The following is a 17,915-nucleotide window of genomic DNA, read 5'->3' on the forward strand; positions in this document are numbered from 1 at the left end:
TTATACCTCCATAATTTATACTAGCATTATACCACATCTTCTATAAAATAGGACTTTTTTCTAATAATTGAAGTCCTTCTTCCACAGAAGAAATATAGACTTCACGTAATCCATATTCATCTTCACTTGATACAATATCATAAAATTCTAAATCATCTAAAATATAATCAATACGTGAAAGATCAATATGACATTGTTGATAAAGTAAATCACTTGAAGCATAGCCAGCTTCTAAGATAACTTGTAATATATCTGCATAGGGATGCAAAACTTCTTTATGGCGAAAACGATAAAAGAAAGCATGACGATTGGCAATACGTCGCATCTTTGCCAGTTTTTCACCATCCCATAAAATAACTCCATTGCTGTTAGCTAAAGCGTAAGCCTGACGTGTAAATGTTTGATTTGTCACCACAATAGCCTCATCACAGTCATAATACTCACAGCCACTATAAGCTTGCTGAATCGCGCTGACACCAACGGGTTTACTATAATATTTACATTGAAAAGCATAATGAACACCTCGATAAGTTGCAAGAATGTCAATTCCATAATCACCACTTTGAGGCGTTAAACGTACATGTTTATAACCTGAACATTTTAAGATTTCATAGACATATTCCTCAAATTCAACACCCGTCATATGTTTCTTTAAACGAGGAATCCAACCAAATAAAGAACCAAAAAGGAAACCAAATAGATGCCCAATAAATCCCACAATCCATCCTAAACATCTAAAAATAAATCTAATCATGATTCAACTTCATCCTGTTGTTTCATTTCATCAAGTAAAATATCATTACCATGACGGATAAATTTCCAATATTCTACAAAAGTCTCATTATGACTATCAGTCACTTGACCTCCTTCGATAAAAGAATCTTGCATTTTGCGTTCAATATAAACCCAAAAATAATCTTGATGATTATCTATCGCATCATGTAAATCAACAATCATGACTTTAAAAAGTTGAATATGTTCTAAAAGCTTGGATTGTTCCTGAAACTGTTGCCATTCAATTTTCATTTGCCATTGTTCATAAAGATACTCACTTAAATGTTGTTTCAATATTTTAAGGTCTTGGTTAGACCATGCATTTTGAATAATAAAATATTGTTCTCTGACTTTATTTTTTAAATTTTTTTCATTCCAAAACGTATCTTGACTATAAGCCTCTAATAAATTTTCTTCAATTTCTTGATACATTAATCTGGCTTTTTTGCGTCTCCAATAAACTGTCATACCTATACAAGCACTGACACCCATAATACCTACCAAGGGTGATCCGTTTCCTCGTTGATGACTGGTATGAGGCAAAGAGCTGTGTCCTCCACCTCCACCAGCACGGACAAAAACAGGCTGCAACATCAACATAAAAACAATCAAGAATGTTATTCCTTTTTTCACAATCATCACTTCCTATAAAATATTTACAAAACCAAAAGTCATGGTACAATAGAACAATAAAGGAGAATTATGAATTATGTTAATGAGTGTATCACATCTTAATAAATATAACAATTTAAAATGTATTGCAAAAGACATTTCTTTTTCTATTGAAGACCACGATAAGATTGGACTTGTTGGTTTAAATGGAACAGGAAAATCAACGCTTTTAAAAATTTTAGCTGGTCAAGAAGATTATAATGGAGAAATCATCAAAAAGAAAGATATTCGTATCAATTACTTACCTCAAAATCCTCAATTCAAACCTCACTATACAGTTTTACAACAAGTGTATGAAGAAGTGGGTCATGATATTGAGGACTATGAAATCAAGGCTATTCTCAATCGTTTTCAGATTACCAATCATCTTCAACCAATTGAACAATTATCAGGAGGACAAAAAAAGCGTGTTGCTCTTGCTATCACATTAATTAAACCATGTGACTTGCTTTTATTAGATGAGCCAACCAACCATTTAGATTATGAAATGATTAACTATCTAGAAAAATTCCTATTGAAGTTCAATAAAGGTTTAGTGATGATTACCCATGATCGTTATTTTTTAGAGCGTATTACTCATCGTATGATGGAATTAGAACATGGGCAACTCTATTTTTATGAGGCGAACTACTCACTTTACCTAGAACAAAAAGCTTTGCGTGAAGAAAGTTTACAAAATGCTCAACATAAAAGAAAGCAGTTCTTAAAAAAGAATTAGAATGGGTGCGTGCTGGTGTGCAGGCCCGTACAACCAAAAACAAAGGACGTTTACAAAGATATGAAGATTTGAGTCAACAGGCTGATTTACCAGTTCAACAAAACTTAGAAATAATTGATATGGCATCTCGTCTAGGAAATAAAACTATAACGCTCCACCATGTTTCTCATAGCTTTGAACAGCTTTTATTTGAACCTTTTGATTATCCATTCAAAAGAAATGAACGTGTTGGTATTTTGGGAATGAATGGCTCAGGTAAATCCACATTATTAAATATTATCGCTGGTGAATTACAGCCAATACAAGGTTATATTGAATATGGTGAAACCATTCGCATGGGTTATTTTAAACAAGGTCATGAAGATATGAATCCTCAACAAAAAGTCATTGATTACATACAAGATGTTGCCCGTTATCTCAAAACTCGACAAGGAGAATTTTCAGCAAAACAAATGTGCGAAAAATTCTTATTTGATACAAATATGCAATATACACCTATTGAACGTTTATCTGGTGGTGAAAAAAGACGTTTATACTTATTAAAGATTTTAATGAGTGCCCCTAATGTTTTATTATTGGACGAACCAACCAATGATTTAGATATTACCACTTTACAAATCTTAGAAGATTATTTAGATAGTTTTCAAGGTATTGTCATCACTGTTTCCCATGATCGTTATTTTTTAGATCGTCTTTGTGATACCCTTTTTGTTTTCAATAATCATCATATAACTGTTCATAATGGAGGATATAGTGATTATATGTTGATGACTTCACAAACAACATCAAAGCCAAAGAAAGAATCAAACAAGCCTAAAAAAGAACGTATAATCAAATTGACATATCATGAAAAGAAAGAATTAGAAATGTTAGAAGAAAGCATCCCCACTTTAGAAAAGCAATTAGCAGACATTGATGAACAATTAAATCATGTCAGTGATTTTGCATCTATCCAAGAACTTTCCAATCAACGTGAGCAACTAGAAAATGAAATCGAAACAAAAAGTACACGTTGGTTAACTTTATTAGAAAAGCAAGAACAGTCACGTTCGTAATTCTTGTTGAATCGCAACAAAAAAGAAGATTTGAAATTATTGGTATCAATAAAATCATATCTTCTTTTTTAGAGTCTAAATTGTATCAAACTACTCTTGTGTTTCTTTAACTTGTATTTTAATTGTTGTTTGTTCATCAACTTGAATATCTTGACTATCTTCAATAGTCGCAAACAAAGGAATTTCTGTTTCAATTTCTTCTAAATCAGTTGAATCCATTTTCACTTTTAATCCCATAATAAGCCTCCTATAAAATATTTTGTAGTAATGTCACTGATGCCATCGCATCCTGGCAATAATAATCGGCACCAATGTCTTTCGCAATTTCTTCTGTTAAAACAGCACCACCTACCCAAATTGGGCAATCACAATGAACTTCTTTTAAAGCTTGAATTGTTTTTTGCATATTGACAACTGTTGTCGTCATCAAAGCACTTAAACCAATCGCTTGGGGATGATATTGTTGATAGGCTTCTACCACACGTTCAACTTTCACATCTTTGCCTAAATCAATGACTTGATAACCATAGCTTTCTAAAATCACTTTCACAATGTTTTTTCCAATATCATGCACATCTCCTTCAACCGTACACATTAAAACAGTTGCTTTTGTCGCACTTTGTTGAGTAAAGGTTGTTTTAATTACTTCAAATGCCAGTTTGGTTGTTTCGGCTGATTGAATCAATTGAGGTAAAAAGATACGATTTTTTTCATAATCACTTCCGACTTGATTCAAGGCTGGAATAATGATTTGATTAATGATTTCTAAAGCCGGTTGACTTTGAAGCATGTCTTTGGTTTTTTGTTTCACTTCATCTTTTAAGCCATGAATGATCATCTCTTGCAGTGTAAATGATGTGGTTGGTTTAACAGGTTGCATGATCTGGTTCGATTGTTTTTCAATATATTGAATAGCATCCTGATCTTGATACGATAAAACACGATAAGCATCAATTGTATCCATCAATTGTTGATCCAATGGATTAATAATAGGTAAATCAAGTCCAGCATGTAAAGCTAACGCTAAAAACGTACGATTTAATAAAGGACGATTAGGTAAACCAAATGAAACATTGGATACACCTAAAGTTGTATAAACGGATAATTGGTTTTTAACCATTGACAAAGCCTTGAGTGTTTCTTGGACTTCTTTTTGTTGAGCTGATGCAGTTAATGTTAAACAATCAATAATGATGTCTTTTTTATCAATATGATAAGTTTTGGCTTTTTCAATAATCTTTTTGGCTAATCCAAATCTTTCACTGGCATATAAAGGAATACCATCTTCAAGTGTTAATCCAATCACAACACCACCATATTTTTCAACAATTGGAAAAATAGCTTCCATCACTTCATCTTTTGCATTCACTGAATTAATCAATGGTTTTCCATTATAATAACGACAGGCTTTTTCAATCACTTCAAAAGAAGATGAATCAATCTGTAAAGGTAAATCAATGACTTCCTGCAACATTTTAATAATTTTGACCATCACCTGTGTTTCATCAATCCCAGGTAAGCCAACATTCACATCTAATACCTGAGCACCTGCTCTTTGTTGTTGGATTGCTTCTTTGACATATTCTTCATAATCGCCTTCTTTTAAAGCCGCTTTTAATTTCTTTTTCCCGTAGGGTTTAATCTTTCACCACAAACAACAACATGACCATCAAAAATCACAGTCTGTTGAGCACTGGAAACAGCGGTATAAGGTGACACAACTCGAGGCTGAGTGTATGTAGGCATGTGTTGTTTTAAACCAGCAATAAATTCCGGTGTCGTACCACAACATCCTCCAATAATATTGACACCTAACTTAGCATATTCCTGCATTGCTTCAACAAAATCAACACTATTCATTGGATAACAAGTCTGTCCATGTTCTAAGCAAGGTAACCCGGCATTAGGTTGTACAATCACTGGCACAGATGCATATTTCAACAACGTCTTGACAATCGGTAATAATTCAATCGGTCCAAGTGAACAATTAACACCTAAAGCATCGACTTTCAACCCTTCCACAACATTGACAAAAGTTAAGGGATCCGTTCCCGTTAATGTTCTTTGATGTGCTTCAAATGTCATAGTCACAAATACTGGTAAATCGCTATTTTCTTTAACCGCTAAAATCCCGGTTTTGACTTCATATAAATCTGTCATTGTTTCCAATAAAACAACATCAACATCATCTTTCACCATTAAAACCTGTGAAGCAATCATTTCATATGCTTCATCAAAAGTTAATGTTCCTAAAGGTTCTAATAACTGTCCAATCGGACCAATATCTAAAACAATATAGGCATCAGGATTGACTTCATCCCTTGCCTTTTTAGCATTTTGTACAGCTGCTTTCAATAAATCACAATAACAATAGCCACTATCCTGCATTTTTAAAGGATTACAGCCAAATGTATTGGCTGTAATAAAATCAGCCCCTGCTTGTAAATATTGTTTATGAATATCCACAATCATTTCAGGATGTTCAATATTATATACTTCAGGAATCTCTCCTGCCTTTAAACCTTTCTTTTGCAACATCGATCCCATTGCACCATCAAAAATCAATAACTCTTTTTTAATCTTTCACGTAACATCTTTGTCCCCCTCTCCTCAATTCACAACTTTCTTTACGTAGACATGATAAACATGTTTTTTTCACTTTTTGTCCAATACCCACAATACCAATCATCGACTTCATTGGAATTAACAAACCCGCATCATTAAAACTCACACCTAGTTTTTTATTCATTTCTAACAATGATGCAAAAGATTTATTCAACTCTAAAGGAATATCTCCATAGCCTGGTGCTAATCGAAAAGTATAGGACTCAAAACCTAATGTTTTTTGATAAGCATCACAACATTCTTCTAAATAAGCATTACTCACAGCATCAAACACCACAGCTTTACTCATATCAAGATGTTCATAATATTTCATTTGACGATCAATCAAAACCCCTAATGTACAGGCAATAATCATACACTGTTTACATTCTTGTAAATAAAAAGCTAAATCCTTGGAATCTAAAAGAAGCTTGACTTCTTCTAACATGAGTGGCTGATGGGATAAACAATAAAGCTGATACACCACTTTAAATTGAGCAATCTGTTTCACTTCTTGAATACATTCATCAATCAATTGTTCACTATGGGCATCCATCAAAGTTTTCGCACGAAGATAATGTCTAATGACTTGTTTATTCATGATTCAACTCTTTTAAAACTGTTGGAATACTTTCAAAAATTGCTTTGGCAATTTCCGGTTTATTCATTGTATAAATATGAATACCATCCACCCCATTGGTAATTAAATCAATAATTTGATGGGTTGCATAATTGATGCCAATTTCTTTCATGGCTTGAGGATAATGATAATAAGATTCAATCATTGTTGATAACTCATAAGGAATGGAACAGCCACATAGTTTGGCAGTTTTTAATAATGATTTAGAATGTGTCACCGGCATAATCCCTGCAATAATCGGTACTGTAATACCTCTTTTTCTTGCCTCTTTCACAAGACGATAATAATAATGATTATCAAAGAAAATCTGTGTAATTAAATACTCAGCACCAGCATCCACTTTAGCTTTTAATGCTTGAAGATCATCTTCTAAACAACTGGCTTCCTGATGAACTTCTGGATAACAAGCGCCTGACAAACAAAAATCATCAGGAAAATGAGATGAAATAAATTCATTTAATTCTTTTGCATAGTGAAAAGACAGTTCATGTTGTAAGCCATCTTGAGGATAATCACCACGTAAAGATAATATATTTTCAATATGATTTGCTTTTAATTGTTGACAGATGTCTATAATTTCTTCTTTTGTTGAGGAAATACAAGTTAAATGAGTTACAGCTTCAATATTGTATTGATTTTTAATCGTTGAAGCTATTTCTACTGTTTTTCCTTTGGTTGAACCTCCTGCCCCATAAGTCACACTAATAAAATCAGGATTTAATTTTGATAATTCTTCAATTGTATAATATATAGATGAAATATCTCCTTCTTTATTTTTAGGTGGAAAGACTTCAAAAGAAATGGTTGCTTTCTTTTTTAATATTTCAGATATTTTCATATGCTTAACCTCCATTTTTTTCTATTTTATAATACAAAAAAAGAATAGTCAAAAACTATTCTTACTATATGCCCATAAATTTCTAATTTGATAAGATAACTCATCATAAGTATAGTATCCACTTTTCTTTTCACTATTAGGATCTAATACTTTTATTTTTCCATCCTGATACTCAGACAAAACAATAAAATGTCCCGTAGACGTAAAAGTACCTTTAGAAACAGAACAAATAATAGGATGATTTAGCATAAGTTGAGATATAATCATATCTTCATCCAAAGCAATCTGACATGCTTCAATACCACAAGCCTTAGCCCCAGCAATCATCAACTGCCATGATGAACCCTCTTGATAATAATAACCATTTTGTTCACTATAACAAGCCATATAGTAAGGATTGTAACGTCCGTTTTGTGTTAAATAACTGACAACCATCGATAAACAAGTTGGCCCACAGCCATTGATAGCCATCATCTCATCCCCATATTGTTTATATCCCCAACGCTGATCCCACTGTAAGAAATGGGGCATCGTTTCACTTTGTAAATCACGATGGACATTGGTTGAAACATCTTTGGTATGAGCCACTGGATAATCAGCCACAAAAGGAATCGTTTCTTTATTTTGCATAGCCAGATTGATGAGTTCTTTAGGATAATCATTAGAATTTTCAACAATTTGATACCACTTACTAGAGGTATCATAATCATAAGGTAAACGGATATCTTCTTTTAATATAAAATGATCAGCTAATAAAATCAAAATCGGTATCACTAACACCGCAATAAAAACTATAATTCTCCTTCTCATAAAAAATCCTCCATAAAAATATTATAGAGGACAAAAAAATATATTTTTTTAATAATTTATTAAGATTTTCTAAAGTTCATGAAGAGGTAACATCACATCAAAGATAGTATGTTGGTTTTGACTGGATACTTTAATCAAGCCATGATGTTGTTCAACAATAGTTTTTGCAATCGATAAACCAAGTCCTGACCCACCCGTCTTAGAATTACGTGATTCATCTAAACGATAAAATTGTTTAAAGATTTTTTGAATCTTATCTTGTGGTATGGTATCCCCATCATTTTCAAAAACAATATGTACATAACTTTCATCTTGATAGGCATGAATATTAATCGTTGTATGTTCATAACTATAATGAAAAGCATTTTTTAAGATATTATTAAATACTCTTGCCATTTTTTGAGCATCTACATAAACCAATAAATCTTCTTGAACATCAATAACAATCTTTTGGTCTTTTTGTGATGTTAATGGATAAAATTCTTCTTTCATTTGTTCCAATAAATAAAGTAAATGAATATTTTCTTTATGTAATGGTGAATAAGTTTGATTTAACTTGGCAATATCAAAAAACTCATTAATCAATCTTTCTAAACGATAAGCTTTTTCTAAAGTAATATGCGTATATTGATGTCGTAAATCTTCTGGTAAATGAGGTGTTTCATCCAACAAGCATAAATAACCAATAACTGAAGCTAAGGGTGTCTTAATATCATGAGCCAAATAAGCAATCATATCAACTTTATGTTGGACTTCATCAATCGCTTTCTTTTCATTTTCAATGCTTTCTCTTTTAAAGCATTTAAATCATTTTCTAATTCATATAAAGAATCGTCTAAAACAATTCTTTGATCATCTTTTTGAAAAAGAATTTTAATTTGTGAAAAAACACGGGATATTTTTTGAATGGCATAGATTTCAACAATAACTGAATTCAATAAAACAACCATGATAATTACCATAAAAATAATTGTTTTTTGATTTCTTAAGGCAAAATGAGCAAAATCCCATCCAAAATACTCCTGTAAAAAATTAATAAAAGCACCATTATAAAAATAATCCATATAAAAATAGATAAAAAGAATAAATACAAAACAACTGGCTGTAATTAAGATATGTATTTTGACAACTTCATGTTGGAATTTCTTTGTATAATCTTTATTCAATTTTATAACCTACTCCCCATACTGTTTGGATATAACGTGGATTTTCAGCCGAATCATTCATCTTTTCTCTTAAATGACGAATATGAACCATAATGGAACTACTAGAATTGGTATAATATTTTTCACCCCACAAATCATGAAAAATCTGATCAACACTAACAACTTTTCCTTTATTAACGCAAAGTAGCCATAAAATAGAAAATTCTGTTGGCGTTAAAGACAACAATTGATTATCTAAATAACAATGATGATTATCTTTATCAATCGTTAAAGCACCAATTGTTAAAACGGATTCATCTTTTTTGGTGACATCATTGCATAACGACGTAATTGTGCTTTGATTCTTGCCATCAATTCTAAAGGACGAAATGGTTTCGTGACATAATCATCAGCTCCCATTGTTAAACCAGTAATTTTATCTATTTCTGTTTCCTTAGCCGTTAACATAATGATGGGAAAAATCTTTGTTTCACGTATCTTTGAACATATTTTTAAGCCATCAATATCTGGTAACATGATATCTAATACTGCCAAATCTATATCCTCTGTTTCGACACAACGCAAAGCATCACAACCATTATAAAACTTAAACACCTGATAATTTTCATTTTTTAAATATAATTCAATTAAATCAGCAATTTCTTTTTCATCATCGACAACTAAAATATTCATATTTCCACCTCTTGTAACATTATATTACATCATTCATGTGAAAGTCTTAAGAATTTATTAAGAAAAAAGAAGAAGTTTTCACTTCTTCTAATCATCATATTCTTTTTCATGTGAGATGATTGATCCATTAGAGGCATTAATTTTATAATCATATTCATAATTTCCTGATTTAAATGAAACCTCATAATGATAATCATCTAATTCTACTTCTACATCATAAACATTTGATGATGAAACATTGGCATGTTGGAAAGCATTTTGTTTAGCTTCATCTTGAGAAATTTTGACTTCACCAACATATTCTTTTTCATTTTTTAATATAGAACCAGTTGTCGCATTAATCTTATATTCATATTTATAAGACCCACTGACAAATTCATATTCGTATTCATAAATACCATCATCATAATCTTTTTCAATCTTTTCTTGACTCACTGAACTAACACCAGCATGTTTTTGTGCAATAGATTTGGCTTGACTCTGTGAAATCTGACCAGATGAAGAAGATTGATTAGATGATTGACTTGATGACGATGATGACTGATTTGATGAATGACTTGAAGAATGCGTTGCATGTTCTTGATCTTTTTCTTTCTTGATAATTTCACCAGTTGTGGCATTAATTTCATAATCATATTCGATTTGATCTTTATAGAATTCAACTTCATACACCATCACACCATCATCATAATCCATTTCTACTTTTTTCATTATTGGATTCGAAACATTAGCGTCTGCTAAAGCAATACTTTGTGCCTTATCTTTACCAATATAACCACTTTCGCTAGCGTTTCCAGTAATCGAAACTTGTTCAACTTGATTACTTTGTAATAATAAATTCAATTCATGAATCGATAAATCTTTTAATGAATCAAATGTATATAAAGAATTCTTTGCAACAAGCTGTTGAATAATTTCAGCTTTTCCAACTGAAATTTGATATTGTTTAGCAAGAGCTTCAATCTCTTTATCACTGATTGTCTGTGAGACAATTGAACCATTAATATCACTAGCTTTCAAAAGTTCTTCAATATTTAAAGAAAGTTGTTGTCTTAATTTTTCATTTTCTTGTTCATTTTCACCAGTTACTGAAATCAATAATGAGTTTTTAAGCTCATCAATATATCCTTCCTTTAACATGGCTCCAATCAATGCATTAACACCAACTTCTATATCACTACCCGTCAAATCCATATCTCCAACTATTTTTTTACCATCTTCATTATTTGTTTTCACTTCAACAATTTTATAATCGTCATTTAAATTTAATTCTACACTTGGATTCACATCCAATCCAACAACTGTCTGAACTGCATTGGTTGCAGGTAATAACATCAATATCATAGCTGTACACAAGGCAACAACTGGTAAAGCAAAGAGATAACGTCTTTTTTCTTTTTAGTTTCTATAACAATATTTTCATCTCTGCTTTTTAATTCTTCTTTAATATCATCTAAGCGATGAGGCGTTATTTTTGTAAAAGCTTTTTTGATTTCATTCATAAGTCTTCGCTCCTATCTTTTTCATTTTTTCATACCACGATGATAACTTGACAAGGATGTTGCGATAGGAATATCTAGCATACTGGCAATTTCATGATGTTTAAGCCCCCATAATGAATGCATAATAATGACTTCTCTTTCTTGATCATTTAAACTTTCAAACAAATATTCTAAAATCATTTTCGTATGCATATCTGTTTCAGGTGGACAATAAAGATGATCTTGATATTCCTGCGTTAAATTTTGTCTTCTTAAATGTAAATAACATTCATTTCTTGCGATGGTATAAATCCATGCCAGTGGTTTTTTCTGTGACTTATAATTTTTAGTCGCTAAATAAAGTTTCACATAAACTTCCTGTAAAATGTCACTACTATCATCATAGTTTTTAATAATGCTCATGATATATGCAAAAACACTTGTTTTTGTTTGTTCATATAAAATATCTAAAGCATTATCTTGATGGGGAATCTGAAGAATGAGATTATCTATTTCCTTTTGATTCATAATTTTTCCCCCTTTCACTATACTAATGATATTATCAGTTATATTATTGCATAAATTTTTATTTTTTTCTAAAAAAATGATTCCTAAGAATCATTTTGCAAAGATTGAATATATTCATCAAGAATGATGTTTTCTAAAAATGTAAGATCAGTAATATGTTGAATTGGTTTTGATTTTAAATATTGTGTTAATTTATTTTGAACAAGTAAATCAAAATGATAGGGATGTGTCAATGAATGATGTTGTTGACATTGAAAACGAATATAACAGTATTGAATCAGAAAATAATAAAAACGTGACATAAATAATTGTTGTAGAATAGGAATCATATATGTTTTAGGATAAGCTTTTTGATTTTTTTCTATTTGTCCACAAAAAAGATTATAAAGATATGGTAAAGGTAATAATAAATGAGTCAATGAATTATGAAAATGTTTATAAAATAAATGATCATATAAATAGAGTGCTTCTAAAACAGCGGCTTCTAAATAAATAGCTTGTGAAATCGGAACTGTAATCTGAAAATGAAAAAGTTCATCAATATAATGATATAAATCATCAAGACCATAAGCATATAACTGATCTGAAAATTCTTGTTTATAGATAAGATAATATTGTGCTTTCTGTTGATAAAGTATATCACCACTTAATTGATCTTGTGTTAATGTTTGAATATATTGTTTATCTTGAAAAAAATCCTCATCTATAAATTGATATGAAGATTGTAATAAAGTGAGAGAATCAAAAAAATCATTAATATACATATTGTCAGCCCCTTAAATAGTTACATATTTATCTATTTATTCATTATATCAACAGTTTAAATAGATATCAAATTAAAATCTATTATTTCTGAATATTTCACAGATATTCCTAACACTTCGATATAATGTAAAAAATGAGGTGAGAAACATGTTGAAACTTGGTAAAATTTTTGCAGCTAAACTTGAAGAAAAGAATATGACACAAAAGGAAATTGCTAAAAAATTAAATATTTCAGCAGGTGCTTTCTCAGCATATGTAACTGATACAAATTTTCCACGTTTAGATATTCTCGCTGACATTTGCAGGATTCTTGATATTGATTTAAATCATCTTTTAAATCTAGAAAGTCATGGAAATCTTGATCTCGTTATTCAAAATAAAGAGGAAGCAAAAGTTCTTCGTGAGATGAGAAAACTTTCAAATAAAGAACGTGAACTATTTTTAGAAAACATACAATCATTTTTAAAACTTCTTGAAAAGATGAAAGATATAAAGGAATAGTTATGCTATTTCTTTTTTTAATATCGATATTTACTTTAAGCAATTTTATTATACTACACAAAATAAATATTTGCAATAAGTAAACTTATATATTCTTTAAATTTGACATTTTTTTCATCTTGAAAGCACTGTCTACATTGACTTTAGAGGCTATTTGACTTATAATCACAGTAGGTGAAATTCCTTCACCACAATCAGAAAAGTTACACAATTTTCTGATTTGTCTGGCTAATCATTTTGAAGATGAAAGGAGTAAAAAAATGATTTATACAAAAGAAGTAGAAGAAATGTGTACTGTTGCACGCGGTGCAAGTCATGGATGTGCTCCAATTCCTGAAGAAGGAAAATGGGTATATTCAAGAGAAATCAAAGATATTTCTGGATTAACACATGGTGTTGGTTGGTGTGCTCCTCAACAAGGTGCATGTAAATTAACTTTAAATGTTAAAGAAGGAATTATCGAAGAAGCATTAATTGAAACACTTGGTTGTTCAGGTATGACTCATTCTGCCGCAATGGCAAGTGAAGCTTTAGTTGGTAAAACTTTATTAGAAGGTTTAAATACTGACTTAGTTTGTGATGCTATTAACACAGCAATGAGAGAATTATTCTTACAAATTGTTTATGGTCGTACTCAATCTGCTTTCTCTGAAGGAGGACTTACAGTTGGTTCTGGTCTTGAAGATTTAGGTAAAGGATTAAGAAGTATGCTTGGTACTGCTTATTCAACAAAATTAAAAGGACCTAGATATCTTGAATTAACTGAAGGTTATATTAACAGACTCGCTTTAGATGAAAACAATGAAATCATTGGTTATGAATTCATTAATCTTGGAAGAATGATGGATATGGTTAAAGCTGGAAAAGATGCTAATGAAGCAATTAAAGAAGCTACTGGTACTTACGGTAGATTCGATAGTGCTGCAAAATACATCGATCCAAGAAAGGAATAATGGAGGTACGAAAATGGCATTATTTGAAAATTATGAACGTAGAATCGATCAAATTAACGCTGCATTAGCGAAATATGATATTAAATCAATTGAAGAAGCTAAAGCAATTTGTGATGAAAAAGGTATTGATGTTTATAACATCGTTAAATCAACTCAACCAATCTGTTTTGAAAATGCTTGCTGGGCTTATACAGTTGGTGCTGCTATGGCTATTAAAAATGGGGATACAAAAGCTGTAGACGCTGCAAAAACTATCGGTATTGGTTTACAATCATTCTGTATTCCAGGATCAGTTGCTGATGATCGTAAAGTTGGTTTAGGTCATGGTAACTTAGGATCTATGTTATTAGATGAAAAAACTGAATGTTTTGCTTTCTTAGCTGGACATGAATCATTTGCTGCTGCTGAAGGAGCTATTAAAATTGCTGAAAAAGCAAATAAAGTTAGAACTAAACCTCTTAGAGTTATCTTAAATGGTTTAGGAAAAGATGCTGCTAAAATCATCTCAAGAATCAACGGTTTCACTTATGTAGAAACTCAATTCGATTATTTCACAGGTGAAGTCAAAGAAGTTTCAAGAACTGCTTATTCAGATGGTCCAAGAGCAAAAGTTAACTGCTATGGTGCTGATGATGTTCGTGAAGGTGTTGCAATTATGCACAAAGAAGGTGTAGACGTTTCTATCACTGGTAACTCTACTAACCCTACTCGTTTCCAACATCCAGTTGCTGGTACTTATAAAAAAGAATGTGTAGAACAAGGTAAAAAATATTTCTCAGTAGCTTCAGGTGGAGGAACAGGACGTACATTACATCCTGATAATATGGCTGCTGGTCCTGCTTCTTATGGTATGACAGATACTATGGGACGTATGCACAGTGATGCTCAATTTGCTGGTTCTTCATCAGTTCCTGCTCACGTAGAAATGATGGGATTAATCGGTATGGGTAACAACCCAATGGTTGGAGCAACTGTTGCTGTTGCTGTAGCAATCGAAGAAGCTTGTAAATAATCTTTAAAAAGTCTTGATTTTATCAGGACTTTTTTTATTTCAGTATAAATTATTTTTATTTTTCAAATTAGGGCAATTTACTTTTTGACACCTTTTCGACACCTTTTCGACACCCTAAAGGCACAAAAAAACACCTCTAACCATAATGGCTAGAGGCTTTTTTCTATATATTTCTTGTCGAATTCATATGTGTAGAACTCTGAATTATTGTATCTTACAACAACAGTATCTGGTGTTTCTTTAATTACATACAACGGACGAGAATAGAGCCACAAGGGCATATACTCGTGGTCAATCGTTTGTGCTCGATATTGTATTTTTACAAAAATAAAGCTTACCATATCTTATGCCTTACTGTTTACTGTTTAAATATTTCTGGAACGCTTTTACAACATCTGATGGTCCACTACATACACCATCTACTGGTGTACCGAGTTTTTTCTGCATTTTTTTAATTGTGTTAGGTCCAATATGCCCATCCTGTGTTGCTCCACACCATTTTTGGATAGCTTTAATTAAAGGTGAATAAGATTTTCCTGGATCAGTCACCCATTCAAACGTATCGCTTTGCAATCCTGGATTTTGTGATTTGTACGCTTTAAATTGGTGTGATACTTTTCCATCCTGTTCTGTACCAAATACTTTCTGTGCTAATTTTGTTGTCTTTGGTCCCCACCATCCATCTACATCAATCTTATTTTTAGATGATGAACTAGAAGAACTAGATGATGTAGATGCTTTATATTTTGGACGCCCATATCCACGAATAGAAGCGTTACCTACTGTTATTGTACGTCTACCTACTGCATCTGATTTGTTACCTTCGATTACAGTGATTGTTTTCCCACTCACTTTCTCAACAATTCCAACGTGTTCTGGCCAACCGTCTTTTTTATCCCAATCGTACATAATAATATCTCCAGCTTTCGGAGTGATATTATCGTCTTCAATCCAGATGCCTTTTTTCTTCATGAGTTCAATCATATTTCCACAGCTACATTCTGTTGGAATGATGTCTGTTGCCCCACATTTAACAGCACATGCGCTTACAAAGATAGCACACCAAGAATCGGTGTACTTCGCTTTGTATCCTCTAGCCAAGGACTTTTGAGAATTATAGACATCAATGATTTTTTTATGACTTCCATTGCTTTCCTTACATCCAATCCATGATTTTGCTTGATTAATAATCTGTGTACTTGTACAACTCATAATTATTTCCTCCTAATTTTTATTTTTCCAATTTAAAAGAGCAGCCAAATGACTACTCTTGTTCTTCCTGATTAACAACTTTATCAGCAACCTCTAAACCTTTAACTAATATATTAGGCACATTGTAGCCAGCTTCTACGAAATTCTCTAAAATGCTTCTTAATTCATTAACCAATAGCGAAGCTAGAACAAAGTAACCTAAAAGCGTTGTGATGCCTAAGTCCATTCCTAAGGTATTTCCAATTTCTATAAAAACTGCACTTGCTGCAAAGGCAACAAGGATCATCAACCAGTACCCTAGTTTCTTTAATACTCCTTGCCATCCTTTCATGCTATTTTCTTTGCCGGCCATTCGTGACTTCATCCAACCTGTTAGCCAGTCAGCGATATTAAATAACAAGAAAATTGCGAACAAAATCCAATGTTCGCCGAACACAAAGCTTAGAACTGCTACAATGCTACCTAGGACAGCATTGTATGAATCCATATAATTCATGTTTTTCATAACCTCCACCTCTGTCTACTGTACTTCAATACATTTGTTTTCCCATTTCTTATAAGCATCAAGATAAAGCTGCTTCTTGTCACCATTAAAAGTACATTCATAATACATACCATCTGAAACAGTTGTACTTAGCAATGCTTTATTATTTTGAAGTGCTTTACATGACCACACAACAAATACATCTTCATTTGTGATGTGTTTGTTGTCTGTTTTATCAGCATGTTCATTAAAATAATCAACCACTGATTTAATACATAATTCAATAAACTCTTTGTTACCCATCCTTCTAATTTCCTTTCATTAAAATAAAAAAACACCCATCTAAGAACGCCTTAATTACAATATTCAATATTCAATTGTTAAACTAATTCAAAGTAGTTGCCTACAAGGCTTTCACACGTCGCATATAACGGTTGTTCTGAATCTCTAATACATTTATATATCTTTTCATTTTCAATGTAATACTTGCCCTTATACACTGTCATTGTCTGATCATATGGAATCGGATCTTCTAATGTTCCTGCATGTTCAATATCAATTCTTTCATATAATGCTGCTGTTTCAATTCCTGGTGCTTGATTTTCTAATACAACAGGAATGTCATTTCTTACTTTCCACAACTCACCACCGTATTCTATACGGTTTTCTTTTCCTTGTTCATTTAGTTTTGTCAATGGTTTACCAACAAATGATTTCCATGTTGGATAACAGTAAGGAATAGTGGCGGCTTGTGCATCAGGAAGTTCAATCAAGAAAGTTGCTCTCGCATTTGCTAACATCATTTTTTGAAGTTGAGCTTCTTGTTCTGCTTTTTTATTTTCTGTACTAGGCTGTTCATCTAAAACAAACTTTCCATCCTGATAAACATAATCCTGAAGATTATCAAAAAACTCATTCTTTCTTCTTCGTTCTCAAACTCATATTCTACTGTTGTATCTTCTTTTGTATATATGCAATTAGCACGTACACAGCGATTATTTTCATCTAATTTAATAATATCTTTCATATA

General features: G+C 31.7%; 24 protein-coding genes and 1 pseudogene. 5 read left to right on the top strand and 20 right to left on the bottom strand.

Annotation, left to right across the window (positions count from 1 at the left end; translation table 11 throughout):
• Positions 1-40: 40 nt before the first annotated feature.
• On the bottom strand, positions 41-754 hold the full coding sequence (locus tag NMU03_RS00525) for a restriction endonuclease (protein WP_290140394.1): 714 nt from the start codon (positions 752-754) through the stop codon (positions 41-43).
• Complete coding sequence (locus NMU03_RS00530; protein ID WP_290140396.1) at positions 751-1,407, bottom strand: Tim44 domain-containing protein; 657 nt, start codon at positions 1,405-1,407, stop codon at positions 751-753. The genes NMU03_RS00525 and NMU03_RS00530 overlap by 4 nt, the downstream gene beginning before the upstream one ends.
• Positions 1,408-1,483: 76 nt before the next feature.
• On the opposite strand from NMU03_RS00530, the gene NMU03_RS17430 reads away from it, so the two are divergent.
• Both NMU03_RS17430 and NMU03_RS17435 read left to right on the top strand, forming a co-directional pair.
• The gene (locus tag NMU03_RS17430) at positions 1,484-2,164 is read left to right on the top strand and encodes an ATP-binding cassette domain-containing protein (RefSeq protein ID WP_353956640.1); all 681 of its coding nucleotides are present in this window, start codon (positions 1,484-1,486) and stop codon (positions 2,162-2,164) included.
• A gap of 17 nt (positions 2,165-2,181) precedes the next feature.
• The gene (locus NMU03_RS17435; protein WP_353956641.1) at positions 2,182-3,219 is read left to right on the top strand and encodes an ABC-F family ATP-binding cassette domain-containing protein; all 1,038 of its coding nucleotides are present in this window, start codon (positions 2,182-2,184) and stop codon (positions 3,217-3,219) included.
• A gap of 90 nt (positions 3,220-3,309) precedes the next feature.
• On the opposite strand, the gene NMU03_RS00540 is transcribed toward NMU03_RS17435, so the two are convergent.
• The 13 genes and pseudogenes from NMU03_RS00540 to NMU03_RS00600 form a co-directional block, all read right to left on the bottom strand.
• Positions 3,310-3,456: a hypothetical protein gene (locus tag NMU03_RS00540; RefSeq protein WP_290140397.1), complete on the bottom strand. Its 147-nt coding sequence runs from the start codon at positions 3,454-3,456 to the stop codon at positions 3,310-3,312.
• Positions 3,457-3,466: 10 nt separating this feature from the next.
• The gene (locus NMU03_RS00545; protein ID WP_353956724.1) at positions 3,467-4,861 is read right to left on the bottom strand and encodes a dihydropteroate synthase; all 1,395 of its coding nucleotides are present in this window, start codon (positions 4,859-4,861) and stop codon (positions 3,467-3,469) included.
• Positions 4,834-5,766: a homocysteine S-methyltransferase family protein gene (locus NMU03_RS00550; RefSeq protein ID WP_290140398.1), complete on the bottom strand. Its 933-nt coding sequence runs from the start codon at positions 5,764-5,766 to the stop codon at positions 4,834-4,836. Before NMU03_RS00550 ends, NMU03_RS00545 begins: the two co-directional genes overlap by 28 nt.
• A gap of 28 nt (positions 5,767-5,794) precedes the next feature.
• A complete protein-coding gene (locus NMU03_RS00555) occupies positions 5,795-6,424 on the bottom strand; it encodes an ABC transporter substrate-binding protein (RefSeq protein WP_290140399.1) in 630 nt (209 codons plus the stop codon).
• Positions 6,417-7,301: a methylenetetrahydrofolate reductase [NAD(P)H] gene (gene metF / locus NMU03_RS00560; protein ID WP_290140400.1), complete on the bottom strand. Its 885-nt coding sequence runs from the start codon at positions 7,299-7,301 to the stop codon at positions 6,417-6,419. The genes NMU03_RS00555 and metF overlap by 8 nt, the downstream gene beginning before the upstream one ends.
• A gap of 48 nt (positions 7,302-7,349) precedes the next feature.
• Positions 7,350-8,111, bottom strand: coding sequence for a C39 family peptidase (locus NMU03_RS00565; protein WP_290140402.1), 762 nt, complete (start codon positions 8,109-8,111; stop codon positions 7,350-7,352).
• Positions 8,112-8,180: 69 nt separating this feature from the next.
• Entirely contained in the window at positions 8,181-8,846 is a 666-nt protein-coding gene (locus NMU03_RS00570) for a sensor histidine kinase (RefSeq protein ID WP_290140404.1), read from the bottom strand.
• On the bottom strand, positions 8,843-9,277 hold the full coding sequence (locus NMU03_RS00575; RefSeq protein ID WP_290140406.1) for a hypothetical protein: 435 nt from the start codon (positions 9,275-9,277) through the stop codon (positions 8,843-8,845). The genes NMU03_RS00570 and NMU03_RS00575 overlap by 4 nt, the downstream gene beginning before the upstream one ends.
• A pseudogene (vanR, locus tag NMU03_RS00580) lies at positions 9,270-9,949 on the bottom strand (VanR-ABDEGLN family response regulator transcription factor). The gene NMU03_RS00575 and the pseudogene vanR overlap by 8 nt, the downstream one beginning before the upstream one ends.
• Before the next feature lie 87 nt (positions 9,950-10,036).
• On the bottom strand, positions 10,037-11,293 hold the full coding sequence (locus NMU03_RS00585; protein WP_290140407.1) for a PepSY domain-containing protein: 1,257 nt from the start codon (positions 11,291-11,293) through the stop codon (positions 10,037-10,039).
• On the bottom strand, positions 11,290-11,451 hold the full coding sequence (locus NMU03_RS00590) for a hypothetical protein (protein WP_290140409.1): 162 nt from the start codon (positions 11,449-11,451) through the stop codon (positions 11,290-11,292). Before NMU03_RS00590 ends, NMU03_RS00585 begins: the two co-directional genes overlap by 4 nt.
• 21 nt (positions 11,452-11,472) lie before the next feature.
• Positions 11,473-11,958 carry an RNA polymerase sigma factor gene (locus NMU03_RS00595; protein WP_290140411.1) on the bottom strand — a complete coding sequence of 162 codons (486 nt, stop codon included), beginning with the start codon at positions 11,956-11,958 and terminating at the stop codon, positions 11,473-11,475.
• An 83-nt stretch (positions 11,959-12,041) separates the two neighbouring features.
• Positions 12,042-12,722, bottom strand: a complete 681-nt coding sequence (locus NMU03_RS00600; protein WP_290140412.1) for a hypothetical protein — start codon at positions 12,720-12,722, stop codon at positions 12,042-12,044.
• A 151-nt stretch (positions 12,723-12,873) separates the two neighbouring features.
• Between NMU03_RS00600 and NMU03_RS00605 the strand changes: the two genes are divergently transcribed.
• From NMU03_RS00605 to NMU03_RS00615, 3 genes are all read left to right on the top strand, one after another.
• On the top strand, positions 12,874-13,224 hold the full coding sequence (locus NMU03_RS00605; RefSeq protein ID WP_290140413.1) for a helix-turn-helix domain-containing protein: 351 nt from the start codon (positions 12,874-12,876) through the stop codon (positions 13,222-13,224).
• A 260-nt stretch (positions 13,225-13,484) separates the two neighbouring features.
• Positions 13,485-14,177: an iron-sulfur cluster assembly scaffold protein gene (locus tag NMU03_RS00610; RefSeq protein WP_290140415.1), complete on the top strand. Its 693-nt coding sequence runs from the start codon at positions 13,485-13,487 to the stop codon at positions 14,175-14,177.
• A 13-nt stretch (positions 14,178-14,190) separates the two neighbouring features.
• On the top strand, positions 14,191-15,189 hold the full coding sequence (locus NMU03_RS00615) for a GGGtGRT protein (RefSeq protein WP_290140416.1): 999 nt from the start codon (positions 14,191-14,193) through the stop codon (positions 15,187-15,189).
• Positions 15,190-15,540: 351 nt separating this feature from the next.
• On the opposite strand, the gene NMU03_RS00620 is transcribed toward NMU03_RS00615, so the two are convergent.
• From NMU03_RS00620 to NMU03_RS00640, 5 genes are all read right to left on the bottom strand, one after another.
• On the bottom strand, positions 15,541-16,401 hold the full coding sequence (locus NMU03_RS00620) for a CHAP domain-containing protein (RefSeq protein WP_290140419.1): 861 nt from the start codon (positions 16,399-16,401) through the stop codon (positions 15,541-15,543).
• Between the two features lie 52 nt (positions 16,402-16,453).
• Positions 16,454-16,906: a phage holin family protein gene (locus NMU03_RS00625; protein ID WP_290140421.1), complete on the bottom strand. Its 453-nt coding sequence runs from the start codon at positions 16,904-16,906 to the stop codon at positions 16,454-16,456.
• 15 nt (positions 16,907-16,921) lie between these two features.
• A complete protein-coding gene (locus tag NMU03_RS00630; protein WP_290140422.1) occupies positions 16,922-17,188 on the bottom strand; it encodes a DUF6275 family protein in 267 nt (88 codons plus the stop codon).
• Between the two features lie 77 nt (positions 17,189-17,265).
• Entirely contained in the window at positions 17,266-17,688 is a 423-nt protein-coding gene (locus NMU03_RS00635) for a hypothetical protein (protein WP_290140424.1), read from the bottom strand.
• 56 nt (positions 17,689-17,744) lie between these two features.
• Positions 17,745-17,912, bottom strand: coding sequence for a hypothetical protein (locus NMU03_RS00640; protein ID WP_290140426.1), 168 nt, complete (start codon positions 17,910-17,912; stop codon positions 17,745-17,747).
• Positions 17,913-17,915: the final 3 nt, after the last annotated feature.

The sequence above is a fragment of the Allocoprobacillus halotolerans genome (assembly GCF_024399475.1).
Lineage (GTDB): Bacteria > Bacillota_I > Bacilli_A > Erysipelotrichales > Coprobacillaceae > Allocoprobacillus > Allocoprobacillus halotolerans.